The sequence below is a fragment of the Nonomuraea rosea genome, from assembly GCF_039539705.1.
Lineage (GTDB): Bacteria > Actinomycetota > Actinomycetes > Streptosporangiales > Streptosporangiaceae > Nonomuraea > Nonomuraea rosea.
In genome coordinates this window covers 210733-236622 of the sequence record NZ_BAABDQ010000012.1, presented here as the reverse complement: position 1 = coordinate 236622, position 25890 = coordinate 210733, and the positions used below count along the sequence as shown (strand labels likewise).

The 25890-nt window shown below is 72.3% G+C and carries 17 protein-coding genes; 13 read left to right on the top strand and 4 right to left on the bottom strand.

The window, feature by feature from the left end:
- Nucleotides 1–3: 3 nt before the first annotated feature.
- The 5 genes from ABEA43_RS27465 to ABEA43_RS27445 all read left to right on the top strand — a co-directional run bounded on the left by ABEA43_RS27465 (nucleotide 4) and on the right by ABEA43_RS27445 (nucleotide 12705).
- Nucleotides 4–10626, top strand: coding sequence for a WXG100-like domain-containing protein (locus tag ABEA43_RS27465; RefSeq protein WP_345566190.1), 10623 nt, complete (start codon nucleotides 4–6; stop codon nucleotides 10624–10626).
- 268 nt (nucleotides 10627–10894) lie between these two features.
- Nucleotides 10895–11419 (top strand): hypothetical protein, encoded by a 525-nt coding sequence (locus ABEA43_RS27460; RefSeq protein WP_345566189.1) that lies wholly within the window; start codon nucleotides 10895–10897, stop codon nucleotides 11417–11419.
- A complete protein-coding gene (locus ABEA43_RS27455; RefSeq protein ID WP_345566187.1) occupies nucleotides 11412–11960 on the top strand; it encodes a hypothetical protein in 549 nt (182 codons plus the stop codon). The genes ABEA43_RS27460 and ABEA43_RS27455 overlap by 8 nt, the downstream gene beginning before the upstream one ends.
- A gap of 14 nt (nucleotides 11961–11974) precedes the next feature.
- The gene (locus tag ABEA43_RS27450; RefSeq protein ID WP_345566185.1) at nucleotides 11975–12106 is read left to right on the top strand and encodes a hypothetical protein; all 132 of its coding nucleotides are present in this window, start codon (nucleotides 11975–11977) and stop codon (nucleotides 12104–12106) included.
- Nucleotides 12107–12189: 83 nt separating this feature from the next.
- On the top strand, nucleotides 12190–12705 hold the full coding sequence (locus ABEA43_RS27445) for a GNAT family N-acetyltransferase (RefSeq protein ID WP_345566183.1): 516 nt from the start codon (nucleotides 12190–12192) through the stop codon (nucleotides 12703–12705).
- Between the two features lie 117 nt (nucleotides 12706–12822).
- On the opposite strand, the gene ABEA43_RS27440 is transcribed toward ABEA43_RS27445, so the two are convergent.
- Together ABEA43_RS27440 and ABEA43_RS27435 are read right to left on the bottom strand one after the other, a co-directional pair.
- Nucleotides 12823–13326, bottom strand: coding sequence for a hypothetical protein (locus ABEA43_RS27440; RefSeq protein ID WP_345566182.1), 504 nt, complete (start codon nucleotides 13324–13326; stop codon nucleotides 12823–12825).
- A gap of 212 nt (nucleotides 13327–13538) precedes the next feature.
- Nucleotides 13539–14474: a LysR family transcriptional regulator gene (locus ABEA43_RS27435; protein WP_345566181.1), complete on the bottom strand. Its 936-nt coding sequence runs from the start codon at nucleotides 14472–14474 to the stop codon at nucleotides 13539–13541.
- Between the two features lie 72 nt (nucleotides 14475–14546).
- Here ABEA43_RS27435 and ABEA43_RS27430 point away from each other — a divergent pair, with 72 nt between their 5' ends.
- Together ABEA43_RS27430 and ABEA43_RS27425 are read left to right on the top strand one after the other, a co-directional pair.
- A complete protein-coding gene (locus ABEA43_RS27430) occupies nucleotides 14547–15911 on the top strand; it encodes an MFS transporter (protein WP_345566179.1) in 1365 nt (454 codons plus the stop codon).
- Nucleotides 15908–18130 carry an arylsulfatase gene (locus tag ABEA43_RS27425; protein WP_345566177.1) on the top strand — a complete coding sequence of 741 codons (2223 nt, stop codon included), beginning with the start codon at nucleotides 15908–15910 and terminating at the stop codon, nucleotides 18128–18130. Before ABEA43_RS27430 ends, ABEA43_RS27425 begins: the two co-directional genes overlap by 4 nt.
- Nucleotides 18131–18153: 23 nt before the next feature.
- On the opposite strand, the gene ABEA43_RS27420 is transcribed toward ABEA43_RS27425, so the two are convergent.
- Both ABEA43_RS27420 and ABEA43_RS27415 read right to left on the bottom strand, forming a co-directional pair.
- The gene (locus tag ABEA43_RS27420; RefSeq protein WP_345566175.1) at nucleotides 18154–18975 is read right to left on the bottom strand and encodes a fumarylacetoacetate hydrolase family protein; all 822 of its coding nucleotides are present in this window, start codon (nucleotides 18973–18975) and stop codon (nucleotides 18154–18156) included.
- A complete protein-coding gene (locus tag ABEA43_RS27415) occupies nucleotides 18972–19835 on the bottom strand; it encodes a dioxygenase family protein (RefSeq protein ID WP_345566173.1) in 864 nt (287 codons plus the stop codon). The genes ABEA43_RS27420 and ABEA43_RS27415 overlap by 4 nt, the downstream gene beginning before the upstream one ends.
- 304 nt (nucleotides 19836–20139) lie before the next feature.
- Between ABEA43_RS27415 and ABEA43_RS27410 the strand changes: the two genes are divergently transcribed.
- From ABEA43_RS27410 to ABEA43_RS27385, 6 genes are read left to right on the top strand one after another with little or no spacing between them, the layout of a single operon-like run.
- Complete coding sequence (locus tag ABEA43_RS27410) at nucleotides 20140–21102, top strand: DUF6772 family protein (protein WP_345566172.1); 963 nt, start codon at nucleotides 20140–20142, stop codon at nucleotides 21100–21102.
- Between the two features lie 7 nt (nucleotides 21103–21109).
- The gene (locus ABEA43_RS27405) at nucleotides 21110–21448 is read left to right on the top strand and encodes a hypothetical protein (protein WP_345566170.1); all 339 of its coding nucleotides are present in this window, start codon (nucleotides 21110–21112) and stop codon (nucleotides 21446–21448) included.
- 13 nt (nucleotides 21449–21461) lie between these two features.
- The gene (locus tag ABEA43_RS27400) at nucleotides 21462–23009 is read left to right on the top strand and encodes an ABC transporter substrate-binding protein (RefSeq protein WP_345566169.1); all 1548 of its coding nucleotides are present in this window, start codon (nucleotides 21462–21464) and stop codon (nucleotides 23007–23009) included.
- Between the two features lie 33 nt (nucleotides 23010–23042).
- The gene (locus ABEA43_RS27395) at nucleotides 23043–24098 is read left to right on the top strand and encodes a LacI family DNA-binding transcriptional regulator (RefSeq protein ID WP_345566168.1); all 1056 of its coding nucleotides are present in this window, start codon (nucleotides 23043–23045) and stop codon (nucleotides 24096–24098) included.
- Complete coding sequence (locus ABEA43_RS27390; protein WP_345566166.1) at nucleotides 24095–25021, top strand: ABC transporter permease; 927 nt, start codon at nucleotides 24095–24097, stop codon at nucleotides 25019–25021. Before ABEA43_RS27395 ends, ABEA43_RS27390 begins: the two co-directional genes overlap by 4 nt.
- A complete protein-coding gene (locus ABEA43_RS27385) occupies nucleotides 25021–25890 on the top strand; it encodes an ABC transporter permease (protein ID WP_345566165.1) in 870 nt (289 codons plus the stop codon). Before ABEA43_RS27390 ends, ABEA43_RS27385 begins: the two co-directional genes overlap by 1 nt.

Sequence of the window (25890 nt, the reverse complement as noted above, 5' to 3'; positions counted from 1 at the left end):
GACGTGACGGCCAACGGCGGCGGTCCCGGCGTTCAGGGCACCGGCAGCCAGAACGGCGGCGGGCAGGCGAGCGCGCAGCCCGCCGTCCGCATCGACAGGGACGTCCTGCCCGCGTGGGAGACGGAGCACCTGCCCGAGTGGGTGGCCAAGTGGCTGATCCCGATGCTGTCGGCCGGGCAGAAGTGGCCGGACGCGACCGAGAGCGGGCTGTCGAAGCTGGCTCAGACGTACGAGCAGCTGGCCGCCGGCGCCGTCGGCTCGACGCCGCGCGCCGGCGGCGCCGTGCGCACCCTCGCGACCGGCTGGCAGGCGCCCGCCACCGCGGGCTTCGCCGGCCGGGCCGGTACCCTGTACGGCCACGAGGGCGGCCTGGCCGGGGCGAGCGGGAACGCGCAGGCGTACGCGCAGCAGGCCAGCAACTTCGCGGTCGAGACGCAGTACTCCAAGCTGTCCATCAACGTGGCCTTCTGGGTCACGGTCATCGCCATCGCCATCGCGCTCTTCGTCGCCTTCTTCACCGCCGGGTCCTCCACTGCGCTCATCGGCCCGTACGCGGCCGGGGCCCGGGCGGCCATCAGCCGGATCCTCGTCAGGCTCATGACGCTGGGCGCCAGGGAGCTGGGCACGACGCAGCTCGCCCGCGTGACCGTGCTCAGCGGCGCCACCGGGCGCGGGCTGCTCGCCCGGATCCTCGGCTCGTCGATCGGGCGCGAGCTCATCGAGGAGATCGGCGAGGAGTTCTTCATCGACGCGGCGGCCCAGTACCAGCAGATCAAGATGGGGACCCGGCGGGAGTGGGACTGGCAGAAGTCCAACGCCGCGGTGATCGGGGCGGGCACCGGCGCGCTCTTCGGCACCGCGCTGGCCGGGCCGGTGTCCCGCGTCACCAGGCACGTGCCGGGGTTCGCCGGGCGCGCGCTGACCACCGGCCTGACCAACACCATCGCGTCCCCGGCGGGCAGCTTCATCGCCAACGGGATGGTCTACGGGCAGTGGCAGAACCCGTTCACGGCCGACTCGCTCATGGGCGGCTTCCTCGGGGGCGCGGGGCGGACGGGGACGATCAGCCCGTTCAATCCCGAGGTGTACACGGCGCTGGCGCATCCGAGTGCCTCGCTCGCCTCCGCGTACGACGCGGCCGCGCGTGCCGACGCGGCCCGCTCGGGCGAACCTCCTGCCGGTCCTGCGGACCCCCGCCCGACCGGCACCGGCCCGTCCGACGGCGGCCCGCCCGGCGCGGCCGGGCCCGTGCGCGTCCCCGAGCCCGCGGCGGCTGGCAGAGCGGCCGCCGGCGCTCCTTCGAACACCCAGACCCCGGACTCGCCCAGAGGTACGACGTCAGCCGCGGCCCCCGGGGCGAACCCGGACACGGACACGGCCTCGCGCAGGAGCAGTACGGCACCGAACCCCGCCCAGCAGAACGCGGATCCGGCGCAGGCCGACACGGATGAACAGGCCGACGACGCGGCCCCGCAGCCCGATGCGGACGCCACGACGACGGCGAACCCGAAGTCCGCCGCGGCACCCCTGTCACCGGACGGCGCCACCACGCAGACAGGCGAGAGCAACCGGACAGACGAGAACACCTCGCAGCCGGATGCCACCGCGCAGCCCGATGAGAACGCCGCGCAGCCGGGCGACGCCACCGCCCAGACGGGCGACACCACCGCCCAGACGGGCGAAGACGCCCAGCAGCCCGACAGCGCGCAGCCCGATGAGAACGCCGCCCAGCCGGACGGCACGACCGCCCAGACGAGTGCGGACACCCAGCAGCCGGACGGCGTCACGACGCAGTCGAACGGCACGACGGCCGCCTCAGCGCCCGATGGCGCGCCCGCCGCCGTCCGTGCCCGGATGGCGCTGATCGGGGCGTTGTCCACGGACTTCGCGGATGCGGTGATCGGTCCCACGGGCGACCTGCTCGTTCTCACCGACCAGGGCCCGCGCGTGATTCCGGCCGCCACCATGAGCCGCATCCGGGCGGCGCTGAACGCCAGGGCCGAGGACGTTCAGGATTCCGCCGAGCTTCAGGCCGAGGCCACCGCCATGCTGACGGTCGCCCAGGCGGGCGACACGACGGCGCAGACCGGGCGGCCCGACGACACGACGGCGCCGGACGAAGGCGAGAGCGCCCCCGCGTACACGAGCAGGCCCGGCACCGTGACCTCCAGGCCGATAGCCGGCACCAGGTACGTGGCCGACGGCCGCCAGGGCGCTGACCTGGGCCTCGACGAGGTACGCGGCGCCGCGGACGATCAGCTGACGGCCCACTTCCACGGCCAGGGCGTCGTCAGCGTCACCTGGTCGCAGGACGGCCAGACCCTGGTGGTGCGCACCGAGACGAACGGCACCCACTACTTCCTTCCCGTCATCGGCGAGATGACCCCGGGCCTCATGGGCGAGACCGACGTCAGGACCGGCCAGGAGGACGACCCGCACCTGGTCCACTTCGGCCCGCGCGTCGCCGGCGACCAGGTGTCCAGGGTCTGGCTGCACGAGATCACCGACACGCTCCAGCAGGTCGCGTCGCCCAGGCCGCAGGGGCTCCTGCGCGGCAGGGCGGCCCGGGCCACTCAGAACGCGTGCGTGCCCGCCCACCTCAACGAGCTGTCGTACCTGGCCGAGAAATGGCGGCAGGCCACGACGATGCGGGAGAAGCGGCTGCTCGCCGTGGACATCGACGGCCTGGCCCGCAAAGTGCGCGAGCACGGCGAAACCCCGCCCCTGCCGCCCTGGGCCCCTGCGCAGGCCACGCGCGGGCAGCAGGCCCCGCCCTTACCCGGCGGCAACCCCGCCGCCCAGGAGGTGCGGAACGTCATCGCGGCCCTCAAGGCGGCGGAGCAGGCGATCCAGCAGCAGATCGCCGCGAAGACGGCCAGCGCGGAGGAGGCGCGTAAGCAGGCCCGTAAGGCCTCTCGCCAGGCCCGCAAGGCGAAGAACCAGCACGACCAGGGCCGCTTCGAGCGGGCCCGCAAGGCCCGCCAGGAGAACCGGGAGCACCGCGCCACGCAGGCACGGCACGCGAGGATCGCGGCCGCGTACGACGCCGCGCTGAAGCAGGCGACGCATGCCCGGCAGACCTACGAGCAGTTGCTCGCGGCGATGAGCCAGGCCGGCACGCCCGCGCGGTACGGCGAGGTCGGCATGAACGCCATCGCCGCCCGCCTGGCGGCCGACGCGGCGCGCCGCCACCAGGGCTACCTGGACGCGCTGGCCGCGGCGCTGCCGCACGAGCTCAGCCTGTCCACGACCATTCCCGCGGGCCGGCTGGCGCACCTCAGCACCCTCACCACCGCGGTCAACAAGCTCCTGGAACGCAACGGGACCGGCTACCAGTTCACCGCCGACGAGCTGGAGCGCGCCCTGCGGGCCGACTTCCACAAGGTCGTCTCCCCCGACGGCGTCGTGCTGCGCGTCGGCCACGGCGCCAAGGCGGCGGAGCTGCGGATCCGGCTCACCCTGTCCGACCTGGCCGAGGTGCTGGACCCGGGCGTCAAGGCGTCCGAGATGATGGTGGGCCTGTTCTTCCAGTCAGGCCGTACGGTCTCCGCGACCGAGGCCGGCAGCGGCGGCTTCTCCGTCGGCTTCAACACGGGCGTCCTCGCCCAGTTCATGAACGAGGGCGAGTGGGCCAGGATGGTGACCGAGCTCCTGGGCGTCGGGATCGGGGGTTCCGCGGGGCGCAACCGGTCGGCGACGGGCGGGGCGGGGACGTACGCGCAGGGTGGCTCCGTCACCGACAACAGGAGCGAGGCGCTGCTGTTCGACGCCGCCGCGACCTGGACCGTCGACATCCGCACGCGGCAGGCGGAAGGCTGGCAGGGGACCACGACGGTGAGCTCCGGCGCGCCCGGCGACACCGCCGCGCAGCGGCTGTGGATCAACCACACCTTCACCGACCAGCCGCCGCGCAAGCTGACCTGGATCGACGAGGGCGACCGGGACCCGGACATGCCCAACCACGTGGTGGCCGGCATGTCGGACCTGGAGGGCACGCTCGACGAGCTCGCGGCCGCGCTCGGCGGCGACTACACGCAGGTCGGCTCCGTCCCGCGCGACGAGCTGCGCATGTTCGTCACCGACGAGTTCCCGCACCGGTTGCGCGACGCGGTGAACGGCGGGCTCAACCGCGTCTTCACCAGGGACGGCGAGCCGCACGCCCAGGTACGCGCGGAATCCAGGGTCATCCTGGTCGCCGCCGAGCCGCTGGGCGGGGCGAGCCCGGCGGAGATGGAAGAGGAGGTGCTCAGCGACTTCGTCGCGGTGCCGGGCGGGGCGTCGTCGGGCGGGTCGCTGGAGGTGAACGCCTCGGCCGGGGTCAACCATCCCGCGCTGCGCGAGGTCGACGCCGGCGGCTACCAGCCCACGATCGGTCCCAAGGTCAAGGGCTCCAGGTCGGCGTCGCGGTCGTACTCGGCCACGGCCGGCAAGCAGGCGATCCACCCGAGCGTGCACCGCAAGACCGCCCCCAAGCAGAGCTACCGCGTCGTGGTGGAGACCACGTTCGTCGTGGAGGTGTTCGGCAAGCCGCCCGTGCGGCTGCAGCCGACGCGGAGCGAGGCGGTGATCAGCCTGCGCGAGTCGGCCGCCTACCGTTTCGGCTTGCCCGTCGATCGCGCCGCGCTGATCTACGAGAACGGCCGGCCGCTGCTCGACGCGAACGGCAAGCAGGTGCTGCGCGGCGATCCGCGGCCGGGCCCGCCGCCAGGGCGCAAGGCGGAGCTGCCCGAGTGGCTCGGCGAGGGCCCCGGGAAGATGCGCGGCGCGGGCCCGGCCCTGGTCCAGGAGATCAGCGGGCTGGACCAGGTCAGGAAGGACGTGCTGGACGAGCTCGCCGAGCGCGGCATCATCCCGAAGATCGTCGACGGCGTGCCGCAGTACGCCGGCAACCGGCTCACCCGCGCCAGCCAGATCCTCAACCTCCAGGAGGTCGCCGACCAGCTCTCCGACCACCGCATCCGGTCCGCCTACGACTCGGCGGCCCAGGACGGCGGCATCGTCGTGGACCTGGTGCTGCACAGCCTCAACGGCACCCCGGACCACTACATGCTGCGCGTGTCGCTGAAGCAGGACTTCGGCGACACCGACTACGTCGGATATTCCGACTCCGAGACGGTGGTCAACCTCGACATCGGCTCGGACACCTCGGCTCGGGCCGTCAGCCGGTCCAGGACGTACGGGGGCAACGCCTCCGTCAGCGAGAGCGACGGCCCCGACAAGGGCGACGACGGGCTGTCCCACGAGGTGGGCGTCAACGGCGGCGGCAGCCACACCCGTACGACGGGCTCCAGCGACGGCGGCACGGTCAACGTGGTGGCGCTGCAGGAGAACACCGGCCCCGTCGCGATCTTCTCGGTGGCCCACGACCTCACCGTGGAGCTCGTGCACGACGGCCAATCCGAGGAGCTGACGTCCGGGCGCGGGCGGGCCAGGCTGCTGTTCGCCACCGACCTGCTCCCGTCGGCCACCCCGTCGGCGCCCGCTCCACTGGGCACGATGTCCAAGAAGCTTCTGTCACGCGCGAAGCTGCTGCACCTGGACGCTCCCGGCGTGCTGGACGCGGCGCAGCAGGTGCTGCCGAGAGGGCTGCGCGCGAGCTCGGTGGCGTACCAGAACATGACGGCGTTCCTGAACGTGCGCCATCTCGTCGCCCACCCCAGGTTCCTGCGCCGGGCGATCACCACCAGGCTCGGCATCCGCGCGGACGGGACGCCCACCCGGTCGGAGCTGACGGTGGCGGGCGAGCCCGGCGAGACGGAGGTGCTCGCCGTCGTCGACCACGTGTCCGGCAAGATCCTGTTCGGGCTGAACAGCGCGGGCGTGTCGTGGGGCGGCTCGACCGGCCACTCCATCGGCTCCTCGGTGAACGGCTCCGACCTCGACAACGACGGCACGTCGAGCGACGGCGGCACCGTCAACCTGCCCTCCCGGTCGGGCGGCACCGCCGACTCCACCTCGAACCTGGACATCTGGGGCACCGAAGAGCTCACGATCGAGACCGGCCGCCACTACATCCTGCGGACCGCCATGAACCTCACCCTCACGGGGTCCGAGAGCGCGGCGCACGCGGTGCCGCTCGCGGACCGGGTCCCGCTCGGCGAGAACCTGACGGCCACCGCGCAGGGCACCGCGCTGTTCTCGCTCCCCGAGTACGACGCGCTCCTCATGTACGCGGAAGGCGACCTCGACCTGCCGGGCACCCTGGTGTCAGACGCCATCGAGCGCCTGCTCAACGGCAGCCTGGACCTCGACAAGAGCCTCGCGGTGCCGCTGGTCCAGCGCTACGTCAAGGAGGTCGCCGAGGCGCGGGCGGCCGGCGAGGACGTCTCGTACGCCGATCGGCACACCCCGAAGGCCCTGCTCGCCAAGCTCAGGGAGCTGACCGGGCTGGGCAGGGCCGGCGAGGCGGCGGGTGAGCGGCAGCTCCGCCGCACGCTGTCCGACGCGTCGGACCTGATCGCCCGCTCCAGAGACGTCGTGGTGGCGGCGCCGTACGACAGGACCGCGGGCATGAGCACCGTCGAGTCGTTCGACCTGACGGACGCGCAGGGCGAGCCCGTGGACCTGAGGGACGCCGTACGGGATGCCGTGCGCGCCGCCGCGCCGGACGCGCTGGACACGAGCCCGACCCTGGACGCGGAGCTGGACGTCGACTTCTCCGACGACGCCGCGCCGATCCGCGTCACCGACATGTGGTCGGCGCGCGGCTACGAGAAGACCTACCACGTGCAGGCCGGGCCGCAGGTCGCGCCGACGGAGGAGGTGACGGTCAGGGTACGCCTGGAGCCCGACGACGGCGCGGACCCGCGCAGGGGGACGTTCCTCACGCGGACGTCGCAGGCCGGGATCATCGTCCAGCACTACCGCTACAACGACCTCACCCACTCCGAGGCGTACAACGGCTCCTACTCGGCCGGTCTCGACTACGGGAACGCGGACCAGGGCGACGGCACCGGGGTCGGCGTGGGGACGGACCGGACCCGCTCGTACGCGGGCTCGGTCAACCAGCAGGGGACGCGGCTGCAGCGGATGGCGCTGTTCAACGGGCTCGACCGGGTGCAGCAGAACATGCGGCTGGTCATCGAGGTCGAGCGCAAACCCGCGCGCAGGCGCCGGGTCCGGCTCCCGGGCTTCCTGCGCAGGAACCGGTCCGCTCCCCCGTCCGTCTACCACGCCTCCCTCGTACGGCGCCTCCCGGCGGGCATGGTCCGGCCCGTCGCCGAGGATCCGGGTCCGGTCGCCACCGTTCCCGACCCGCGGCAGGTCGAGCTGCGCCCCGGGCACTTCCCCGAGGCGCTGTGGCACGACCCGGGCAGGCCCTCCCTGCTCGACGTCGTCAGCGCCCGGCTGACCAAGATGCTGGGCGCAAGGGCCGTCGAGGAGGGCTGGTCCGAGCTGGTCAGGCGGCTGTCTCCGTCGGCCCTGCTGACCGCGTTCGAACGGATGGCGGGGCCGGACGGGGCCGTGATCGTGCGGACGGCCCGGCCGAAGTTCAAGGACCAGGGCACCCAGGTCACGATCAAGGCCAGGACGTCGGATTTCACCGTGGTCGCCGGGCCGTTCGACGCGGAGAAGGGGGAGGTCGACAGGAAGGCCGACGCCCAGAACGTGACCGTGTCCCGTGGCCGCACGCTGCCGGTCGGGCAGAGCGGCAGCATCAAGGACGGGAACTCGGGTCTCGACGGCAGCGTGCGGGCCGGTGAGCAGGCGTCGGAGAGCGTGACCGACCATCACGGGGCGCGCCGCGAGCGCAGCGGCTTCGAGAAGGGCAAGGCCTACACCGTCCGGCTCAGGGTGGACTACGACCTCACGTTCCAGCACATGGCGCGGCTGCGCGACGGCAACGAGCACGCCGTCGGGGACCCCGTGCACGTGCCCGGCGCCACCAGCGGGGAGGTCTACGTGACCCTCTTCGGGGAGGAGATCGAGGAGCTGCGCTCGCGGATGGAGGCGGGCGTCCGGCTCGCGCCCCCGGACAGCGGCGATTCCGGCCTGCCGAGGTTCAGCTTCGTTCCTGAGCAGGACCGGCAGGGGCTGATCCAGATCCTGGGCGATGCCCGTCTGGCCGCGCGCGAACGCGTCGCCGTGGCGGTCGTGGCGGTCCGCGAGCCGGACGGCGTCCACCGGTACGAGGCCTCGCCCGACGGGACGCTGCGCGACCTGGCGCCGGACGGCGGGTTCGCCGAAGCCTTCGCCGGCCTCGCCCCCGAGGTGCTGGACGCGGCCGATCAGGCGGGGCTCGATCTGCGGCACGTCTTCATGAACTCCGAGGAGCCCGGCACCTTCACCCAGCAGGTGGTGGCGGCCCTGGCGGCGAACGGGGTGGCCCCGGCCGAGCCCGCCAAGCCGGTCTGGCCGGCCGAGACGGCGGCGGGCGGTGGTGTCGCCTCGATCCCGGCGGCCGGCGGCAACGTGACGTCGGGCCCGGCGCCCGGCGGCAACGTGGCTCCCGGTGCGGCTCCCGGTGGATCGGCAGGCACGCCGTCGCCCGCGATCGAGGGCACGCCGCTCAGCAGGTCGGGCCGGCCCGACGGCGTTCCGGACCTGACCCAGGAGGAGGTACGCGGCCAGCACGTCACCGCGGGCGACCTGGGCGGGGCGGCCGCGCATCTGACCTGGTCCGGGGACGACACGGTGACCGTCCAGTTCGCCGCCGCGCCCGACCAGCACGTACAGGTGCTCATCCAGGATCCGGGCGAAGGGCTCAACGCGGCCACGGAGCTGCGGGCCGGCACGCCGGAGAACCCGCACCTGCTGCGGATCTCGCCGCGCGTGCACCCTGACGTGGTGTCGTCCGTCCTGGTGCACGACCTCTCGCACGTGGCGCAGGCGGTCACCGCGGCGGCGGCCGGCACGCCGCAGGGCGTCGTCAGGACGGCGCTGTCGGAGAACCAGGCCGAGGGCACCGACCAGTGCCTCGTCCCCCGGCTGGACGAGCACGCCCACCTGTCGCGCAAGTGGCGCGCCACCGGCGACCCCGGCACGCGGGGGCGTCTGGCGGAGGCGATCGACGCCATCGCGGCCGACATCGAGCGGCGCGGTCACACGCCGCCCCCGCCGCCGTGGGGGACGGGCCCGCGCGTCCCGGCCGTCGTCCCGCCGCAGGGCCGGATCGCCCGGCTGCTCAACTCCCGGGTGGTGGCGGGGCTGGACACCTCGGCGGCCGGCCTCTCCCGGCTGGCGGAGAACGCCGGGGTCGCCGGGGTCGCTCCGGTGGCGGGGCGGGCCGACGAGTTCACGGTGACGGCTCGCGGCGTCACCTTCACGCTGGCCCTGACCGCGGGCGCGCCGGGGGCGACGGGGGTGACGGTCGCCGACGCCCGGACACCGGACCGGCTCGTGCTCCAGCTGCCCGGCGGCGGGACGGAGACGGCCATCGCGGTGGCCGAGCAGGTCGCGGCCCACGCGGCAACCCTGCCCACCACAGCACAGGGCAGCCCCACCCTCGGACCCGCCGCGCCGGCCCGCACCCAGGCGAACGGGCCCGCTGCGCCGGCGCGTGATCAAGAGCCCGGAGCCCGGGCAGATGGACCCGCTGGGCCGGCGTCCGCCCAGGAGCCGGGTGCCCGGACGGATGGGCGCCCTGGTGGTGCGGCGGATGCGGCGCTGCTCGCGCGGATCCGCGGGTTGATCGGCGCGCTGGCCGAGGCGGGGCCGGGCGGGGGTAGCGCTTGGGCGGCGGCGTTGCAGGCCGAGGTCGCGCGAGCCGGGCTGGCGACCGGGCAGGCCGGGTCGGCCGCCAGGCTGGTGGCGCTCGGGCGGGCGGGCGAGCTGACCCCCGAGCAGGTGCAGGCGATCCGCGGCCCCGCGACGCTCCCGGAGGCGGCCGCCGCCCGGGCCGTAGCACGGGGCGCGGCGCTCATGGGCGCCCGGGTCCACGTGTTCGGCCCGGGCCTGATGGACATCGTGCTGCCCGGCCGGGCACCCATCCCGGTCGAGGTGCGCCCGGCCCAGAACGGCGTCCTCGCGCAAGGCGCTCCCGCCCCGGACGGCGTCCCGGCGCAAGGCGTTCCTGCTCAGGACGGCGCTGCCGCGCAAGGCATCCCGGCGCAAGGCGCTCCCGCGCAAGGCGTCCCGGCGCAAGGCGTCCCCGCTCAGGACGGCGCTGCCGCTCGGGACGGCGCTGCTGCGCGAGGCGTTCCCGCTCAGGGCATGCTGACGTACCAGGTGGATGGCCGGCTTACGGTCGGTGCGAACGAGCGGGCCGCCGCCGCGACGGCCGCGGCGGCGGTCGCCGGGGCGTTGCGGGTGCCGGTGGGCGACAGTGCGGCCGTGGCCGAGCTGTACGAGGCCGTCCGCCAGGCGCGGGCGGCCACCGCGGCGCAGCGGCCCGCGCGGCTGGGGGTGCTGTTCGACCTGGTCACCGCCGCGCGCCCCGAGGTGTGGCGGCTCATCCCCCAGCCGGTGGCCGCCGAGCTGGCCGCGCTCGCCGACGGCCCGCGCCCCCGGGACTGGCCCGCGTACCTGAACCGCCTGCGCGCGCTCGCGAACGCGACCGGCTGGTACCCGGAACCGGAGTGCCGCTGCCCGAACGGCGAGCCGTGCACATGCGGCCTCCGCACCACGATCGGCCAGGACCAGGACCAGGGCCGGCAGCGGGCCGAGCCACAGGCCGTGCCGGCATGACGGCCACCGGACAGCACCATTTGAACCACGTCCACGCTGGCATGCCGACCACCGGACGACCCCGCATGGACCACCTCCACGCCGACACGACGGCCACCGGACGGCACCACGCGTATCCCGTCCACGCCAGCACGACGGCGCCAGACGACCACACGACACGACCACCGCCGGACGACCCCCGCATGGGCCGAGTCTGCGGTGGCGGGTTGGCTGTGGGTGGGGCGGTGTGGGTTTCCGGCATGATGGGACTTCCGAGGAGAGGACGGCTATGGCATTCGCGGTGGCGCGGACGAGGGACGAGGCTCATCTCTACCTCGACCTGCACCCGTGCGCCTGCGGTGAGGCGGCCACGACCTGGCGCAGCGGGCTCGTCAGCGTCGAAGGACTGCTCGTCAACCGCTATTCGGGCGCGTGCGAGAAGTGCGGGACCCCCAGGGAATACCTGTTCGGGCTGCCCGAGCGGCCGGTGATGCCCGCCGGCTATCCGACGTTCGGCGGCGCGGAGCCGTCCGAGCTGCTGGACGCGGGCGAGTGGCTGTGGGTGGCGGACCTGACGGCGGGCAACGTGCCGGTGGACGACCAGGCCGAGGCCGTACGCACGCTGCGGGTCGCGGCGGCGGCCGTCGAAGAGGTCGTCAAGTTCGTGCCGCCCGGCGCGGACGCGGTGCCCGGCGACGGGTTCTGGTCCGAGCGCGGGCAGCGGATGCGGGCGGCCGAGCCCGGCAGGTTCGACCTCGATCGGCTGCTGATCGTCAGGGACACCTACCAGGATCTGGCGGTCCGTCATGCCTGAGCCGGGGCTGGCCCGCTCGCTCGTGGAGGCGTACGTCTACCTCGACCTCGTGGCCCCCGACGGCGAGCCGGGCGCGTCGCGGCGGGCGGAGGTCTCCCAGGAGGCGGACGGCTGGCGGCTGCGGCTCGGCGAGGCGGAGGTGCTGGTCCCGTTCGAGGCGGAGGCCGGGACGCGGGAGGAGGGCCTGACCTTCGGGTTCGGCCTGTCCGAGCTGATCGACCCCGGCCAGTGGGTGCTCATCGCCGCCACGTACGCGAGCAGGGCGCTGGAGTCCGGGCTGTTCTTCGCCGCCGGCCCGTCGGACGACGACGGGTTCGACGAGGTCGCGGACGGCTGGCGGTTCGCGGCCGACGCCGTGGCGGAGGCGCTGAAGTTCTTCCCCGGCGACGCCCCCGAGCTGCCCCCGGACGCGTTCTGGAGCGAGCTGGGCAGGTCGGTACGCGAGTCCGAGCCCGACCGCCTCACCAGGGCGAAGCTGGAGAGCGATCTCGACTTCTACCGCCGGAGCCTGGCCGACTTCCACCGGCTCCACGCCCGCTGACGGTGAGGCGTCCGATGCCGCACGCGGTCTTACCGGCCTCCTCGCTCAAGGCCGCCGCCGGGAAGGTGCGGGCCGTTCGCACGGGCGACCCCGCCCAGCGGGCCGTTCACGCGAGCGCCCCCACCCAGCGGGCCGGTACGCGGTGAGCCGGGCGCGGCCGGGCCCGCGTCATTCCGGCCGGATCGAGCTCGCACCGGAGGCCGGCCCTGGATCGCTGACGTTCGAGAGCATGACGCCGGCGGACGTGGACGACGTCGCCGCGATCGAGGAGGCGAGTTTCCCGACCCCGTACACCGCCAGGATGTTCCACGACGACCTGCGCGGCGGGCAACCGGCCTGCTGGTGGGTGATCCGTCACGACGACGCGCGGGGCGATCGCGGGCGGGCGCCGATCGTCGCCTATGCCGGCTACTACCTGCGGCGCGACCGGGCGCACCTCGCCAAGATCGCCACCCATCCCGCCTGGCGGCGGCGCCGGCTCGGGGAGGGGCTGCTGCTGAGCACCCTGCTGGCGGCTCGCGGCCAGGGCGCCGACTCCGTGACGCTCGAGGTCCGCGACGGCAACACCACGGCTCAGCGGTTCTACGTCAAGTGGGGATTCGTGCTGTTACGCCGGTTCGAGGGGTATTACGAGGACACCGGCGAGGACGGGCTCATCCTCGCGTTCACCGGCCTGGCGGACCGGCGCACCGCGGGGTGGCTGGAGCGGGAGCTGGCCGGCATCGCGATCGTGCCGCCTGGTTGAGAGGCGAGAGCCCGCCCCTGCCACGGCGCTTCCGTGGCAGGGGCGGGCTCATAAAACGCACCGGCCGATTCCGGACCGCCCGGATCAGCCCGATCAGCCCGGATCAGCCCGATCAGGTCAGAAGGGCTGGTTGTCCACTGAGTTGACCTTGATCGCGGTGATCTTGATTTGCTGCATCCGCACCTGCGCCGTGCCCCCGGGCTTGGTGCAGGCGAAGACGAGCTGGCCGGTGCTGGTGAAGTTGTGCACGAGGGTCACGAAGACGCCCTGCTTGCTGTTCGGCGGCAGGGTGACCTCGGCGAAGTCGGTGTCGGCACCGCCGGCCGCGCTCATCAGGCACGTGTAGTTGATCGCCGCGGACCCGGTGTTCTGGGCGGTGAGCTTCGCGGTGATCGTGTACGCGCCCGTACCCAGGAAGAGGCTGAAGCCGGGGCTGACCGAGTTGGAGTGGATCAGCTCGTTGTTCCAGCGGCTGATCACCTCCGGCGGGACCGCCTCGGCCGATGTGGCGTTCCCCGCCAGCAGCGCGCCCGCGGCCACGGCGGTGGTCGCCACGGCGGCCAGCGCAGACAGGCGCAGGGTCCTGCGCCCGCGGACCGGGGTGGTTGACGGCATGGTCATACAGGTCTCCAAGCAGTGGATGTGATCTCCCCTCGCGGGACCGCGCAGGGAGGCGGCACGCCCGTTGCCGGCCGAGGCGGAGCCGGCGGCTCACGTGCACCCAGGGAACTTAGCTCCCGGCAGTCACGCGGGACCGCGCAGAAATACCCGCACCGGCTGTGCCACGCGGTATCGCGTCGAAGGGCCACGACCTGCATGGGCGTGACCCGCGCTCACCAGACGGCGGTGCGGGCGGTCAGCGCCGGGGCCTCCTGGTACAGCAGACCGAGGAAGGCGTCCACCTGCTTCGTCGTCGTACGCCCCGCCTTGCGATAGACGCGGATCTCGCGCTGCCACAGCGGCGCGGGCAGCGGCCGGATGACCGTGCCGGCGCCGAACACGGCGACCTGCGCGGCGAACGCGCCCAGGATCGCGACGCCGAGCCCGGCCGCCACCAGCGCGGCGATGGTCGTGGGCTGCGAGATCACCATGATCTCGACCGGGTCGGCGCCGACCCGGTCGAGCCGGTCGCGGTAGTCGGTCCACCCGCCGTAGGGGTCTCCGGTGACCATGACGGTCTCGCGGGCGAGCAGCCCCAGGTCCACGGGCGACGCGGTGGCCAGCGGATGGTCCTCGGGCACGACCAGCACGATCTTCTCGTGGAACAGGTGGGCCGACGGGATGTCGTGGTGCACCTGCGGGACGTCCGAGGTGCGCAGGGCGAGGTCCACCTCGCCGTGCGCCAGGGCCTCCTCCAGCTGTGCCGGGTCACCCTCGCGCAGCACCACCGTGACCCCCGGGTGCAGGCGGCGGAAGCGCTGCATCAGCGGGGCCAGCAGCACGGCGCTCAGCCCCGGGTAGCCGCCCACGATGATCCGGCCGTTGAGCTCGGTGTGCAGGGTGCGCACCTCGTCCACACCGGACCGGATCTCCGCCAGCGCCGCCCGCGCCTTGGGCAGGAACCTGGCGCCGGCCGCGGTCAGCGCGACCTCCTTGCTCGTACGCACGAGCAGCGCGCTGCCCAGCACCCGTTCGAGCGCCGCCACGTGCGCGCTCACCCGGGGCTGCGAGCGGCCGAGCGCCCGCCCCGCGGCGGTGAATCCGCCGTGGTCGACCACGGCGACGAAGGACGCCAGCCAGCTGAGCTGCAGGTCCAGCCGTTCGATCATTCGGAAAACGTATGACTTTGAGTTGCACCATGGCAATAGACGGATGGTTATGCCCGTCGTAGATTCGCCCGCATGACGAGCGAGACTGTCGAGTTCGACGCGGGCCGGATGACGAGAGGGCAGCGGAGAATCGCGCTGACCGCCATCGGCGGCTACTACGTCGACGGCTACGACCTGCTGGTACTGTCGGGCGCCCTGCTGGGCATCGGGCCCGAGCTCTCCCCCACTCCCGGGATCCTCGGCCTCGTGGGCGCCTCGGCGTTCATCGGCATGGCGCTCGGGTCGCTGCTCACCGGACCGCTGACCGACCGCCTCGGACGGCGGCCCGTCTTCTTCGCCTCGATGGCCGTGTTCGTCCTGGCCTCGCTGGGATTCCTGCTCGTCAACGACGTGTGGCAGCTCATCGCGCTGCGCTTCTTCGTCGGCTTCGCGATCGGCGCGGACATGCCGGCCTCGGCGGCGCTGATCGCGGAGTTCATCCCGTCGCGGCGGCGCGGGACGTTCACCGGGCTGGGCGGGGTGGCCTGGATGCTGGGCGCGCTCACCGCCATCGCGGCCACGCTGCTGATCTTCTCCGCGGCCGGCGTGGAGCACTGGCGGTGGGTGCTGGCCACGGGCGCGATCTCCGCGCTGGTGCTGTTGTTCCTGCGCCGCCGGACGCCCGAGTCGCCGTACTGGCTGCGCGCCCACGGCCGCCACGAGGAGGCGCTGGCCGCCTGGCGCTACGCCACGTCGGGCGACGACCTCCCGGAGAGCGTCCCGGCGAGTGCCCCAGTGAGTGCCCCAGTGAGTGCTCCAGCCGGTCAGCCGGCCCCGATGCGCCTGCTGTTCCGCAAGCCGCTGGTGGTCATGGTGGCCATGCTGTGCGTCTACTGGGGCTGCAACAACCTGTACGGCTCGGCCATCCTGCTCTACCAGCCCAGCCTGATCAAGCGCATCGTCACGCCGAGCACGTTCACCTCGCTGCTGTTCACGGCGGCCACGACGGCGCTGGCCGTGCTCCTGGGCCTGGTCGTCTGCCTGTGGGTGATCGAGACGATCGGCCGCCGCTTCGTCGCGATCGCCGGCACGGCCGCGGCCGCCGTGTGCACGTTCGTCATCTGGGCCGGGTTCGGCACCTCGTGGCTCGTCCTGGTCGCCTTCGCGGTCACGATCGCGGTGATCAACGGCGGCACCTCGCTGGCGTTCTACTCGTGGGCGCCCGAGCTGTTCCCCGCCTCGGTGCGCGGGCGGGCCGTCGGCATCGTGAACATGGTCGGCAAGTCGGGCAGCGTGGTCGGGACGCTGGCGCTGCCGAGCATGTTCGAGGCGCTGGGGGCGGGGTCGTTCCTGGTGATCGCGGGCATCGCGCTGGTGAACGTCGTGGTCACGTTCTGGCTGGCCCCGGAGACCCGTGGCCTGACGCTACGGCAGCTTGAGGAAAGGGCATACGCATGACGACCGGGCACGTGGGACGTACGTACCAGGACTCCACGCCGTGGTGGCCGCAGCCGCCGCGGCCGCGCGAGGGGGCGCCGGACGTGATCGTCGTCGTCCTCGACGACGTGGGGTTCGGCAGCCTCGGCTGCTACGGCTCGGAGATCGCCACGCCCGCCATGGACGGCCTGGCCCGCGACGGGCTGCGCTACACCAACTTCCACGTCACGCCGCTGTGCTCGCCGACCCGCGCCTCCCTGCTCACCGGCCGCAACCACCACGCGGTCGGCATGTCCCTGCTGTCCAACGCCGACAGCGGCTTCCCCGGCAAGCGCGGGACGGTGACGCACCGCGCGGCCACGATCGCCGAGGTGCTGCGCGACACCGGATACAACACCTACGCGCTGGGCAAGTGGCACCTGGCGCCCATGGACCAGACCAGCGCGATCGGCCCCTACGACCAGTGGCCGCTGGGCCGCGGGTTCGACCGCTACTACGGGTTCCTGGAGGGCATCAGCGACCAGTTCCATCCCGAGCTGGTCCAGGACAACCACCGGGTGGAGCCGCCGCGGACGCCGGAGGAGGGCTATCACCTGACCGAGGACCTGGTCGACCGGGCGATCGCCTACGTCTCCGACCACAAGTCGGTCGGCCCGGACAAGCCGTACTTCCTCTACCTGGCCATGGGCGCGGGGCACGCGCCGCACCAGGCGCCGGAGGAGTACCTGCGGCGCCACCGGGGCCGCTACGACGAGGGCTGGGACGTGATCAGGGAACGCCGTCACGCCCGGCAGATCGAGCTGGGCGTCATCCCGCCGGGCACCGCGCTCGCCCCGCGCAACGACGGCGTGCTCCCGTGGGCCGAGCTGCCCGCCGGTGAGCGGGCGGTCGCCGCGCGGCTGCAGGAGTCGTTCGCGGCGATGATGGAGCACACCGACGCCCACCTCGCCCGGCTCCTCGCGCACCTGGACCGGCTCGGCACCCGGCGCGACACGCTCATCGTGCTCATGTCGGACAACGGCGCCAGCCAGGAGGGCGGCCGGCTCGGCAACACCAACTCCATCGCGTACGAGAACGGCGACGAGGTGCCCCACGCCGACAACCTGGCGCGCCTCGACGAGATCGGCGGCCCGCGCTGCCACGGCAACTACCCCTGGGGCTGGGCGCAGGCGGGCAACACCCCGCTCAAGAGGTACAAGCAGAACACCCACGCGGGCGGTGTACGGGCGCCGCTCGTCGTCTGCTGGCCGGCGGAGATCGCGGGCGGGGGCGTGCGCTCGCAGTTCCACCACGTCATCGACGTGACGCCGACGATTCTCGACGTCATCGGGGCCGAGATGCCGGAGACCCGCGGCGGGCTCCCGCAGCTGCCGGTGCACGGCACCTCGATGCGCTACACCTTCGCCGACCCCGCCGTGCCCACCCGCCGCACCACGCAGTATTTCGAGATGTACGGGCACCGCGCGATCTGGCACGAGGGCTGGAAGGCCGTGGCCTACCACGAGCGCGGCACGTCGTACGACGACGACCGGTGGGAGCTGTACCACCTGGACGACGACTTCTCCGAATGCCACGACCTGGCCGCCGAGCGCCCCGACGTGCTGCACGAGCTGATCGGGCACTGGTGGTCGGAGGCGGACAGGTATGAGGTGTTCCCGCTGGACGACCGCAACTTCGCCGAGCGGGCGGCGATGTACCACAGCGCGGCGTCGCCCCGCCGAAGGCGAAATTTCACGCTATATCCAGAAATGTCGCGCATCCCCGGCGGCGTCACCCCGCTCATCTACGACCGGTCGTACACCATCGACGCCGAGGTGCGGCTGCGGGACGGCGACGAGGGCGTGCTCCTCTCCCAGGGCGACGTGAACGGCGGCCACGTCCTGTACGTCGCCGGCGGCCGGCTCCACTACGAGTACAACCACCAGGGCATCAGGTACCGCGTGCACGGCGACCGTCCGCTGCCGGCCGGCGACCGTACCCTCTCGGTGCTCTTCAGGAGGACCGGCGACGGCAAGGGCGTCGCCGCGCTCGCCGTGGACGGCCGCCCCGCGAGCGAGGAGCGGCCGCTCACCACCGCGCGCTACCTGATCGGCTGGCAGGGCCTGGTGCTGGGCCGGGACGCCCTGTCGCCGGTGAGCTGGGACTACCCGCCCGGTTTCCCCTTCACGGGGACGATCGAGCGGGTGCGGATCGAGCTGGGCGACGACGTGCCCGGCGCGGTCCACGAGGTCTTCGACTGATGACCGCGGGGGCGCGGACGCGGTCAGGCGATGGGCGTGCGCAGGGTGCCGAGCCGGTCGATCTCGACCTCGACGACGTCCCCCGATCGGAGCAGCCACGGCGGGGTGCGGACGTAGCCGACGCCGTCGGGGGTGCCGGTGGCGATGACGTCGCCGGGGTTGACGGTGAAGGTGCGGCTGATCAGGGACAGCACCTCGCCGACGCCGAAGATCATGTCGCGGGTGTTGCCGTCCTGGACGACCGTGCCGTTGACCCGGGTCCGCACGCTCAGCCCGTCGCGCAGGTCGCCTGCCTCGTCGGCGGTGACGATGGGGCCCATCGGGCCGGTGCGGTCGCCGTTCTTGCCGAGGGTCCACTGCGTGGTGAGCTTCTGGGCGCGGCGGGCGGTGAGGTCGTTGAAGGTCGAGTAGCCGAGCACGGCCGCCGCGGCCGTCTCCGCGTCCGCGTCGCGCAGCGGCTCGGACACGTACGCGGCCACCTCGCCCTCCCAGTCCAGGCCCGCCTCTCCGGCGGGTACGGACACGGGGACGCCGCCGACGCTGAGCGAGGCCGTCCACCGGCCGAACAGCGTCGGGTGCGCGGGCACCTCGAAGGAGCCCTCGGCGGCGTGCGCCCGGTAGTTCAGCCCGACGCACACCACGCGCGCCGACGGCGGCACCGGCGGCGCGAAGCTCACCGACCCGGCCGGCACGCCCTCGCCCTGGAGCTGCGCGGCCTTGGCCGTCCAGCCGCGGGCGTCCGCCCAGAACCGGGCCACGTCGGTCACCACCAGCACGGCGTCGCCGTCGAGGCGGGCGACGTACACGGTGTCGTCCCCGGGGATCCGCACTCCGGCGAGCTTCACTGTCCGTCCTTCCAGTCGAGCGGAACGAGCTTGAGATCGAACTCGATCTCCTCGTACGGGCCGTCCATCTCCCACCCGCCGGTGCGCTCCAGGGGCCGGCGGACCAGCTCGTCCTTCACCGCGTACGCGGCGTCCGAGCCGAGATAGGGGTCGCCGGCCAGGAACACGTGGGTGGTCAGCGGCCGGTAGCCGGCGGCCGTGACCCGGTAGTGCAGGTGCGCCGGGCGCATGGGGTGGCGGCCGATGGCGCGCAGTAGCCGGCCGGCGGTGCCGTCGGTGGGCACCGGGTAGCTGCTGGGCCGGATCGTGCGGAACCAGTAGCGGCCGTCGGCGCCGGCGGTGAACAGGCCGCGCAGGTTGCCGTCGTCCTGGGCGTCGTCCTGGGTGTCGTACAGGCCGGCGTCGTCGGCCTGCCACAGGTCCACGCGCGCGCCGGGCAGCGGGGTGCCGTCGCAGTCGAGGACCCGTCCGTGGACCACGGTGGGGACCGCCCGCTCCCGCTCGGGCCCGGCGCTGATCCAGGCGCCCAGGTCGCGCTCGGGCGCGGGTGAGTGGAACGGGCCCTCCACGGAGGAAGGGGTCATGTTGTCCGGGCCGACGTGGTTGACGTCGTCGACCGCCGTGGTCAGCCCGAGCATGTCGGACAGCAGGATGTACTCGTTGCGCACCGGCGTGCAGAGCTTCCCGGTCTCGACGAGGAAGTCCAGCCCGGCGAGCCACTCCTCCTCGGTGGGCCGCACCTCCTCGACGAAGGCGTGCAGGTGGGTGACCAGGGCGGAGACGATCTCGTTCAGGCGCGGGTCGGGCCCGTCCACCTGGCTCAGCACCTGGTCCAGCGTCCTGCGCGGTGTCTGGGTCATCCGGCACCGCCCCGCCGGCGAATGCAGTTCGCGTGTTTCATGGCAAAACTCCTGGTCAACGGGATGCCGGGTGGAATCAAACATCCGTATGCTTAGGTGATTATCCTCCCGCAGGAGAGTACCGGCCAGCCGCGTGGCCCGGCTAGCACCCCGAGGGCTTCCGGGGCCTTGTGTCCGGTTTTGTCGTCCTGATCCCTTGACATCCGCAGATGCGGCAAGTTAGCGTCCTCGAAACCTGGAATTAACGTTCACGTGAACGTTCATCCTGCACAGGTAATTTTCGATGGGAAGGACGCCCTTGAGCGTGGATACCACCCATGCCCCGGCCGAGGATCTACGGCGCGCGCTGATCGCGGCGGACCCGAAGCTGTCCAAGTTCAATCCGCTCCCCCGCATTCTCGCCTTCGACGAGTTCAACACCGGAACGCACGGCTGGTGCGAACTCATCGGCAATCACGACGGCCACGGAAATCTCGACACGGTGGACGTGCACATGCGCGACTTCCGGCCGCCGCAGCTCAGCTCGTGCGATTTCTTCGACATCGGCACGCACGCCGCGATGAGCGGGAATTACGCGCTCAAGGTGGCCACCCGACCGGTGACGGGCCACACCGCGGTCGCGATCCGGCGGCTGACCATGGCCCAGCGCGGGGTCGTGCAGTTCGAGACGTACTTCACCTACAAGAGCGAGGCGGCGACGGCCGACTCCTCGCTCGGCAACAGCTTCGGCGACGTCGAGTGGGATGCGAACTCGCATCCGTCCGAGGCCCAGTTCGGGGCGTTCACCGTGGCCACGGACCTGTGCGACGGCGAGGGCATCCGCTACCACTGCGTCGCCCGCTACCAGAACACCGACCTGGACAACCGGTTCACCAGGCGCTGGATCTATCCCGTGGTGCCGGAGCCGACGCCCAAGGAGAACCTGCACAACCAGGAGAACCTGTCGCCCGTCGAGGACTTCACCGCCTTCCGCCCGGAGGACTGGCACGCGTTCGACGAGGAGCCCCAGTACCTCTGCTACAACGAGGTCCCGACCAAGGTCAATTGGCACTACCTGCGCTGGCAGTTCGACACCAGGACGCGGACGAATATCGAGCTCCAGGTCAACGACCGGGTCATGGACATGCGCCAGATCCCGGTGCCGCAGTACGCCGACAAGTATGACGGCCTGGAGAATCTGCTCAACTTCTATGTGAGTGTGCGCACCCATTCTCCGGTACGCAACTTCCTTTTCCTGGATTCCGCTCTGATTTCCGTGGATTGGTGACATCGAAATGAGGCACGCTCTTACCGCGGTTCTGGAGCGAAACACCACTTTTTCCGCTGATTTCACGACCGAGCCGTACGAGGCCGGGTGGGCGGCGGAAGCCCGCTGGTTCGTCCGGACCCTGGCCCTGGAGGGCGACGAGCCCACCCTTCGCCTGACCGCCCAGATCTCCCCCGACGGCCTGCACTGGGTCGACGACGACGAGAGCACCGAGCGGATCGCCACCGAGCCGGGGCTGGTGTCCCTGCGGGTGCGCGAGTTCGGTCACTGGCTGCGGCTCCGGGCCACGCTGACGGGCGGCGGCCCCAAGGCGAAGGTGCTGATCTACCTGGCGCTCAAGAGCTGAGAGAGGAACGGACATGACAGCACTGGAGGGAGTGGGCAGGCGGCAGTTCCTGACCCTCCTGGGAGCCGGGGTGGCCGGCGCCTCCCTCCCCGCCCTGGTCTCCGGGTGCGCCCCTGGCGGCCCGGCGACGGGGACGGCCGCGGGGACCAAGCGAGCGCTCAGCGCCGCGTTCTACCAGGCGATCAACGACCTGGACCCGCACGGGGCGAGCGCGGTGGACGAGGCCTCGCTGCTGGCCAACCGGCAGATCTACGACACGCTGGTGGCCAGGGACGGCGAGCGGCTCGCGCCGCGCCTGGCCCTCTCCTGGCGCCAGCCCGACGACGAGACGTGGGAGTTCACCCTCCGCGAGGACGTCGTCTTCCACGACGGCAGCAAGCTGACCTCGGCCGACGTCAAGGCGTCGCTGGAGCGGCTGGCCGCGTCCGACGGCCCGCAGAAGCCCCTGTGGTCCGGGGTGTCCGCGGTCGAGGCGCCCGACGCCAAGACGATCAAGATCACCACCAAGGACCCGCTCGGGACCATGCTGGTGAACCTGACGCTCGCGTTCATCGTGCCCGCCGCCCAGATCGGCAAGGGCGACCTGTCGCGCAAGCCGGTCGGCAGCGGCCCGTTCGCGGTCGAGTCGTTCACGCCGTCGTCACAGCTCGTGCTCAAGCCCGCGGCCTCCTACTGGGGCGGCGCGCCCAAGCTGGCCGGCCTGCGCCTGCCGTACATCCCCGAGTCCTCCACCCGCATGACCTCGCTGCAGAACGGCGAGGTGGACGTCACCTGGATCATCCCGCCCGACGAGCTCAAGCGGCTGGGCGGCGTCAACGGCGTGAAGGTCGAGAGCAAGCCGGGCGTGAACTACTTCCTCGCCTGGTTCAACTGCGGCAAGAAGCCGTTCTCCGACCCGCGCGTGCGCCGCGCGCTGCACCACGCGCTGGACGTCAAGAGCATCGTCTCCAGCCTGTACGGCGACGCCGCCGCCGTCATGGACGCCCCCATCCCGTCCGCCGTCTTCGGCCACGCGTCACAGGAGCCCTACGAGTACGACCCGGACCTGGCCAAGCGCGAGCTGGCCGAGGCCGGATTCGGCTCGGGGATCCGCACGTCGATGATGTGGTTCAAGGACACGGGCCCGCTGGCGACCGAGCTGGCGCAGTCGATCATCTCGGCGTGGGCCAAGGTCGGCGTCACGGTCGAGCCGCAGCAGATCGAGAAGGCGGCCTGGCTCAAGCGGCTGACCGCCCTCGACTGGGACATCGAGCTCCAGGTCAACACCGTGACCACGGGCGACGCCGACTACACGCTCGGCCGGCTCTACACCAGCGAGGCCAACCGGATGGGCTACAAGAACAAGGAGCTCGACGGCATTCTCGCCAAGGCCAAATCGACCGCCGACCAGGACGAGCGCAGGTCGTTGTACGGCCAGGCGTGCGAGATCATCTGGCGTGACGCGGTCGGCGTCTTCCCCGCGGCGCTGTCGAGCACGTACGGGCTGCGTTCGACCGTGGCGGGATTCGTCCCCGCGGCCAACAGCCAGCCCGAGTTCCGCACGGTGTCCACCGCCGGGTGACCCATGGGGAACCACACAGAGTCCGGGAGCGCCATGCGTGAGGCACGCCGCACCACACTGAAGCACATCGCCGAGAGCCTCGGCGTCTCGGTGAACACCGTCTCCAGGGCGCTCGCCGACAAGGACAGCGTCGGCGTGGAGACGCGGAACCGGGTCAAGGCCGAGGCCGAGCGGCTCGGCTACGTGCCGAACTCGACGGCCAGGTCGCTGGTCCTGGGCTCGGCGAGCACGCTCGGCATGGTGATCACCAATCCGTCGAACCCCTTCTACGCCCAGCTCATCAGCGGGATGGAGCAGCACTGCCGGCGGCACGGCTACTCCTTACTGCTGATGGCGACCGAGGAGAGCCTGGCCAACGAGCGGCGCGCGGCCGAGGAGCTGCTGCGCCGCGGCGTGGACGGGGTGCTCGTGGTGACGGTGCAGGAGGGGGCCGACCATTGGCGGCGGTTCAGGGCGGCCGGGGTCCCGGTCGTGCTGATCAACCGTGACGTGCCCGAGCTGAACACCGACCTGGTGGGCGTCGACCACGTCAAGGGCGGCTACGAGGCGGCCAGGCACGCCATCGCGCAGGGCGCCAGGAAGATCTACTTCCTGGAGGAGGACCTGGGCGTCTCGTCGGTGGCCGACCGCGTCGAGGGCTACCGGCGGGCCATGGCCGACAGCGGCCTGCCCATCGAGCCGGACACCATGATCAAAGTGCCGACCCGCCGGCTGGAGCAGAGCGCCATGCCGTGGGACCCGAGCGAGGCGTACCGGCTGGCCAGGGAGGTCGTGCGGACGGCGCAGCGGCCGATGGCGTTCGTGGCCGGCAACGACTACTTCGCGCTCGGCGTCTACCGGGTCGCCGACGAGGCCGGGCTGCGGATCCCCGAGGACATACTGGTCGTCGGCTACGGCGGGCACCCGTTCGCCCCCTACGTGATCCCCTCGCTCACCACCGTGGAGCTGCCCGCCGCCGACATCGCCGTGTCCGCCGTGGACCACATGCTGCGGCGGCTCAAGGGGCCGGCGGCCGAGGGCACTCCTGAGCAGATCCTGTTCCCGCCCAGCCTGGTCGTACGGGCGTCGAGCGGCGGGAGCGGCACATGACCGCCTTCCTCGGGCGGCGGCTCGCCCAGGCGCTGCTGCAGATCTGGGGCGCCATCACGATCGTCTTCATCGCCCTGCGCGTGCTGCCCGGCGACCCGGCCGAGCTGATCCTCGGCAGCCAGGCCACGCCCGAGGCGCTGGAGACGCTGCGCGCCCAGCTCGGGCTCCGCGACCCGCTGATCGTCCAGTACTTCGACCACCTGCGGGCCGTCGTCACCCTGGACTTCGGCCAGTCCTGGCGGCAGGGCGTCAGCGCCCTGGACGCCACCATGGAACGGCTCGGCCCGACGCTCACCCTGTCCGCGTGGGCGATGGTGATCACGATCCTGCTGGGCTTCGCGACCGGCTCGTTCGCCGCCCGGCGCGCGAACACCTGGGCCGACCACCTCGTCTCCGTGTCCTCGCTGGTCGGCCAGGCGCTGCCGCCGTTCTGGATCGGCATCATGCTGTCGCTGATCTTCGCCCGCTGGCTGCAGATCCTGCCCAGCACGGCCGACGGGAGCATGGTGAGCCTGCTGCTGCCCGCGCTGACGCTGGCGCTGCCGTTCGTGGGGTGGCTGGGCCGGCTCGTACGGACCGGGATCCTCGAAGAGATGAACCAGGACTACGTCCGCACGGCGCACGCCAAGGGGCTGAGCCACCGGGTGGTCTTCTACGTCCACGTGCTGCGCAACACCCTGGTCCCGGTGGTGACCATGCTGGGCCTGCTCATGGGCTACTTCATCGCCAACGGCGTCATCGTCGAGGTGATCTTCGCCTGGCCCGGGATCGGGTCGCTGCTGGTGGACTCGATCACCTTCCGCGACTACGCCGTGGTCGAGGCCGTCCTGACCGTCATCACGGTCTGCTACATCCTGCTCAACCTGCTGGTCGACGTGCTCTACGTGTACCTCGACCCCAGGATCCAGTTGGAGAACGCCTGATGTCAGTGAACACCGAGGTCAGGGCGCTTCCTGGCCGGCTCAGGGTGCTGCCCCTGCGCGCCCGCCTGGCGCTCGGGACCGTGCTGCTGTTCGTGCTGGCCGGACTGCTCGGGCCGCTGCTCGCGCCGTTCGACGCGGCACGTACGAGTCCCGTGGACCGGCTGCTGCCCCCGGGCAGCCGGCTGTCCGACGGCGTCGTCGCCTGGCTCGGCACCAACCAGGTCGGCCAGGACATCCTGGCCGAGGTGCTGGCCGGGATGCGCACGTCGCTGACCGTGGCCCTGGTGACCGTGGTCGTCGGCGGGTCCGTGGGGCTGCTGCTCGGCCTGCTCGCCGGCTACTTCGGCGGCTGGGCCGACGGGATCATCTCCAGGATCGGCGACATCCAGCTCGCCTTCCCCAGCCTGCTGCTGGCCATCCTGCTGGCCGGCGTGCTCGGCCCGAGCATGGTGAACGTGATCATCGCGCTCGCCGTCACCCGGTGGGTGATCTTCGCCAGGGTGGTGCGCGGCTCGGCGCTCGCCGTGCGCGACCGGGAGTTCGTGGACTCGGCGCGGGTGATGGGCGCCTCGCACGCGCGCATCCTGCTCACCTACATCCTGCCGTCGTGCCTGCCGCCGCTGCTGGTGGCGGCGACCGTGCAGGTCGGCCTCACCATGGTGGCCGAGGCGTCGCTGAGCTTCCTCGGACTCGGCGTGCCGGCCTCCCAGGCGTCCTGGGGCTCGACGATCGCCGAAGGCCGCGACTACCTGGCCTCGGCCTGGTGGATCGCCGCCGCGCCCGGCGCCGCACTGGCGCTCGTCGTGGTGAGCATCGGCATACTCGGCGACCTGCTGCGCGACGCCTCCGACCCGATGACGGAGCTGTGA

Coding starts and splice junctions, on each gene's coding strand:
- ABEA43_RS27425 (WP_345566177.1), top strand. CDS start 15,908: ATGACGACCGGGCACGTGGGACGTACGTACCAGGACTCCACGCCGTGG.
- ABEA43_RS27460 (WP_345566189.1), top strand. CDS start 10,895: ATGGCATTCGCGGTGGCGCGGACGAGGGACGAGGCTCATCTCTACCTC.
- ABEA43_RS27450 (WP_345566185.1), top strand. CDS start 11,975: ATGCCGCACGCGGTCTTACCGGCCTCCTCGCTCAAGGCCGCCGCCGGG.
- ABEA43_RS27405 (WP_345566170.1), top strand. CDS start 21,110: ATGAGGCACGCTCTTACCGCGGTTCTGGAGCGAAACACCACTTTTTCC.
- ABEA43_RS27440 (WP_345566182.1), bottom strand. CDS start 13,326: ATGACCATGCCGTCAACCACCCCGGTCCGCGGGCGCAGGACCCTGCGC.
- ABEA43_RS27385 (WP_345566165.1), top strand. CDS start 25,021: ATGTCAGTGAACACCGAGGTCAGGGCGCTTCCTGGCCGGCTCAGGGTG.
- ABEA43_RS27395 (WP_345566168.1), top strand. CDS start 23,043: ATGCGTGAGGCACGCCGCACCACACTGAAGCACATCGCCGAGAGCCTC.
- ABEA43_RS27415 (WP_345566173.1), bottom strand. CDS start 19,835: ATGACCCAGACACCGCGCAGGACGCTGGACCAGGTGCTGAGCCAGGTG.
- ABEA43_RS27400 (WP_345566169.1), top strand. CDS start 21,462: ATGACAGCACTGGAGGGAGTGGGCAGGCGGCAGTTCCTGACCCTCCTG.
- ABEA43_RS27445 (WP_345566183.1), top strand. CDS start 12,190: ATGACGCCGGCGGACGTGGACGACGTCGCCGCGATCGAGGAGGCGAGT.
- ABEA43_RS27435 (WP_345566181.1), bottom strand. CDS start 14,474: ATGATCGAACGGCTGGACCTGCAGCTCAGCTGGCTGGCGTCCTTCGTC.
- ABEA43_RS27455 (WP_345566187.1), top strand. CDS start 11,412: ATGCCTGAGCCGGGGCTGGCCCGCTCGCTCGTGGAGGCGTACGTCTAC.
- ABEA43_RS27430 (WP_345566179.1), top strand. CDS start 14,547: ATGACGAGCGAGACTGTCGAGTTCGACGCGGGCCGGATGACGAGAGGG.
- ABEA43_RS27390 (WP_345566166.1), top strand. CDS start 24,095: ATGACCGCCTTCCTCGGGCGGCGGCTCGCCCAGGCGCTGCTGCAGATC.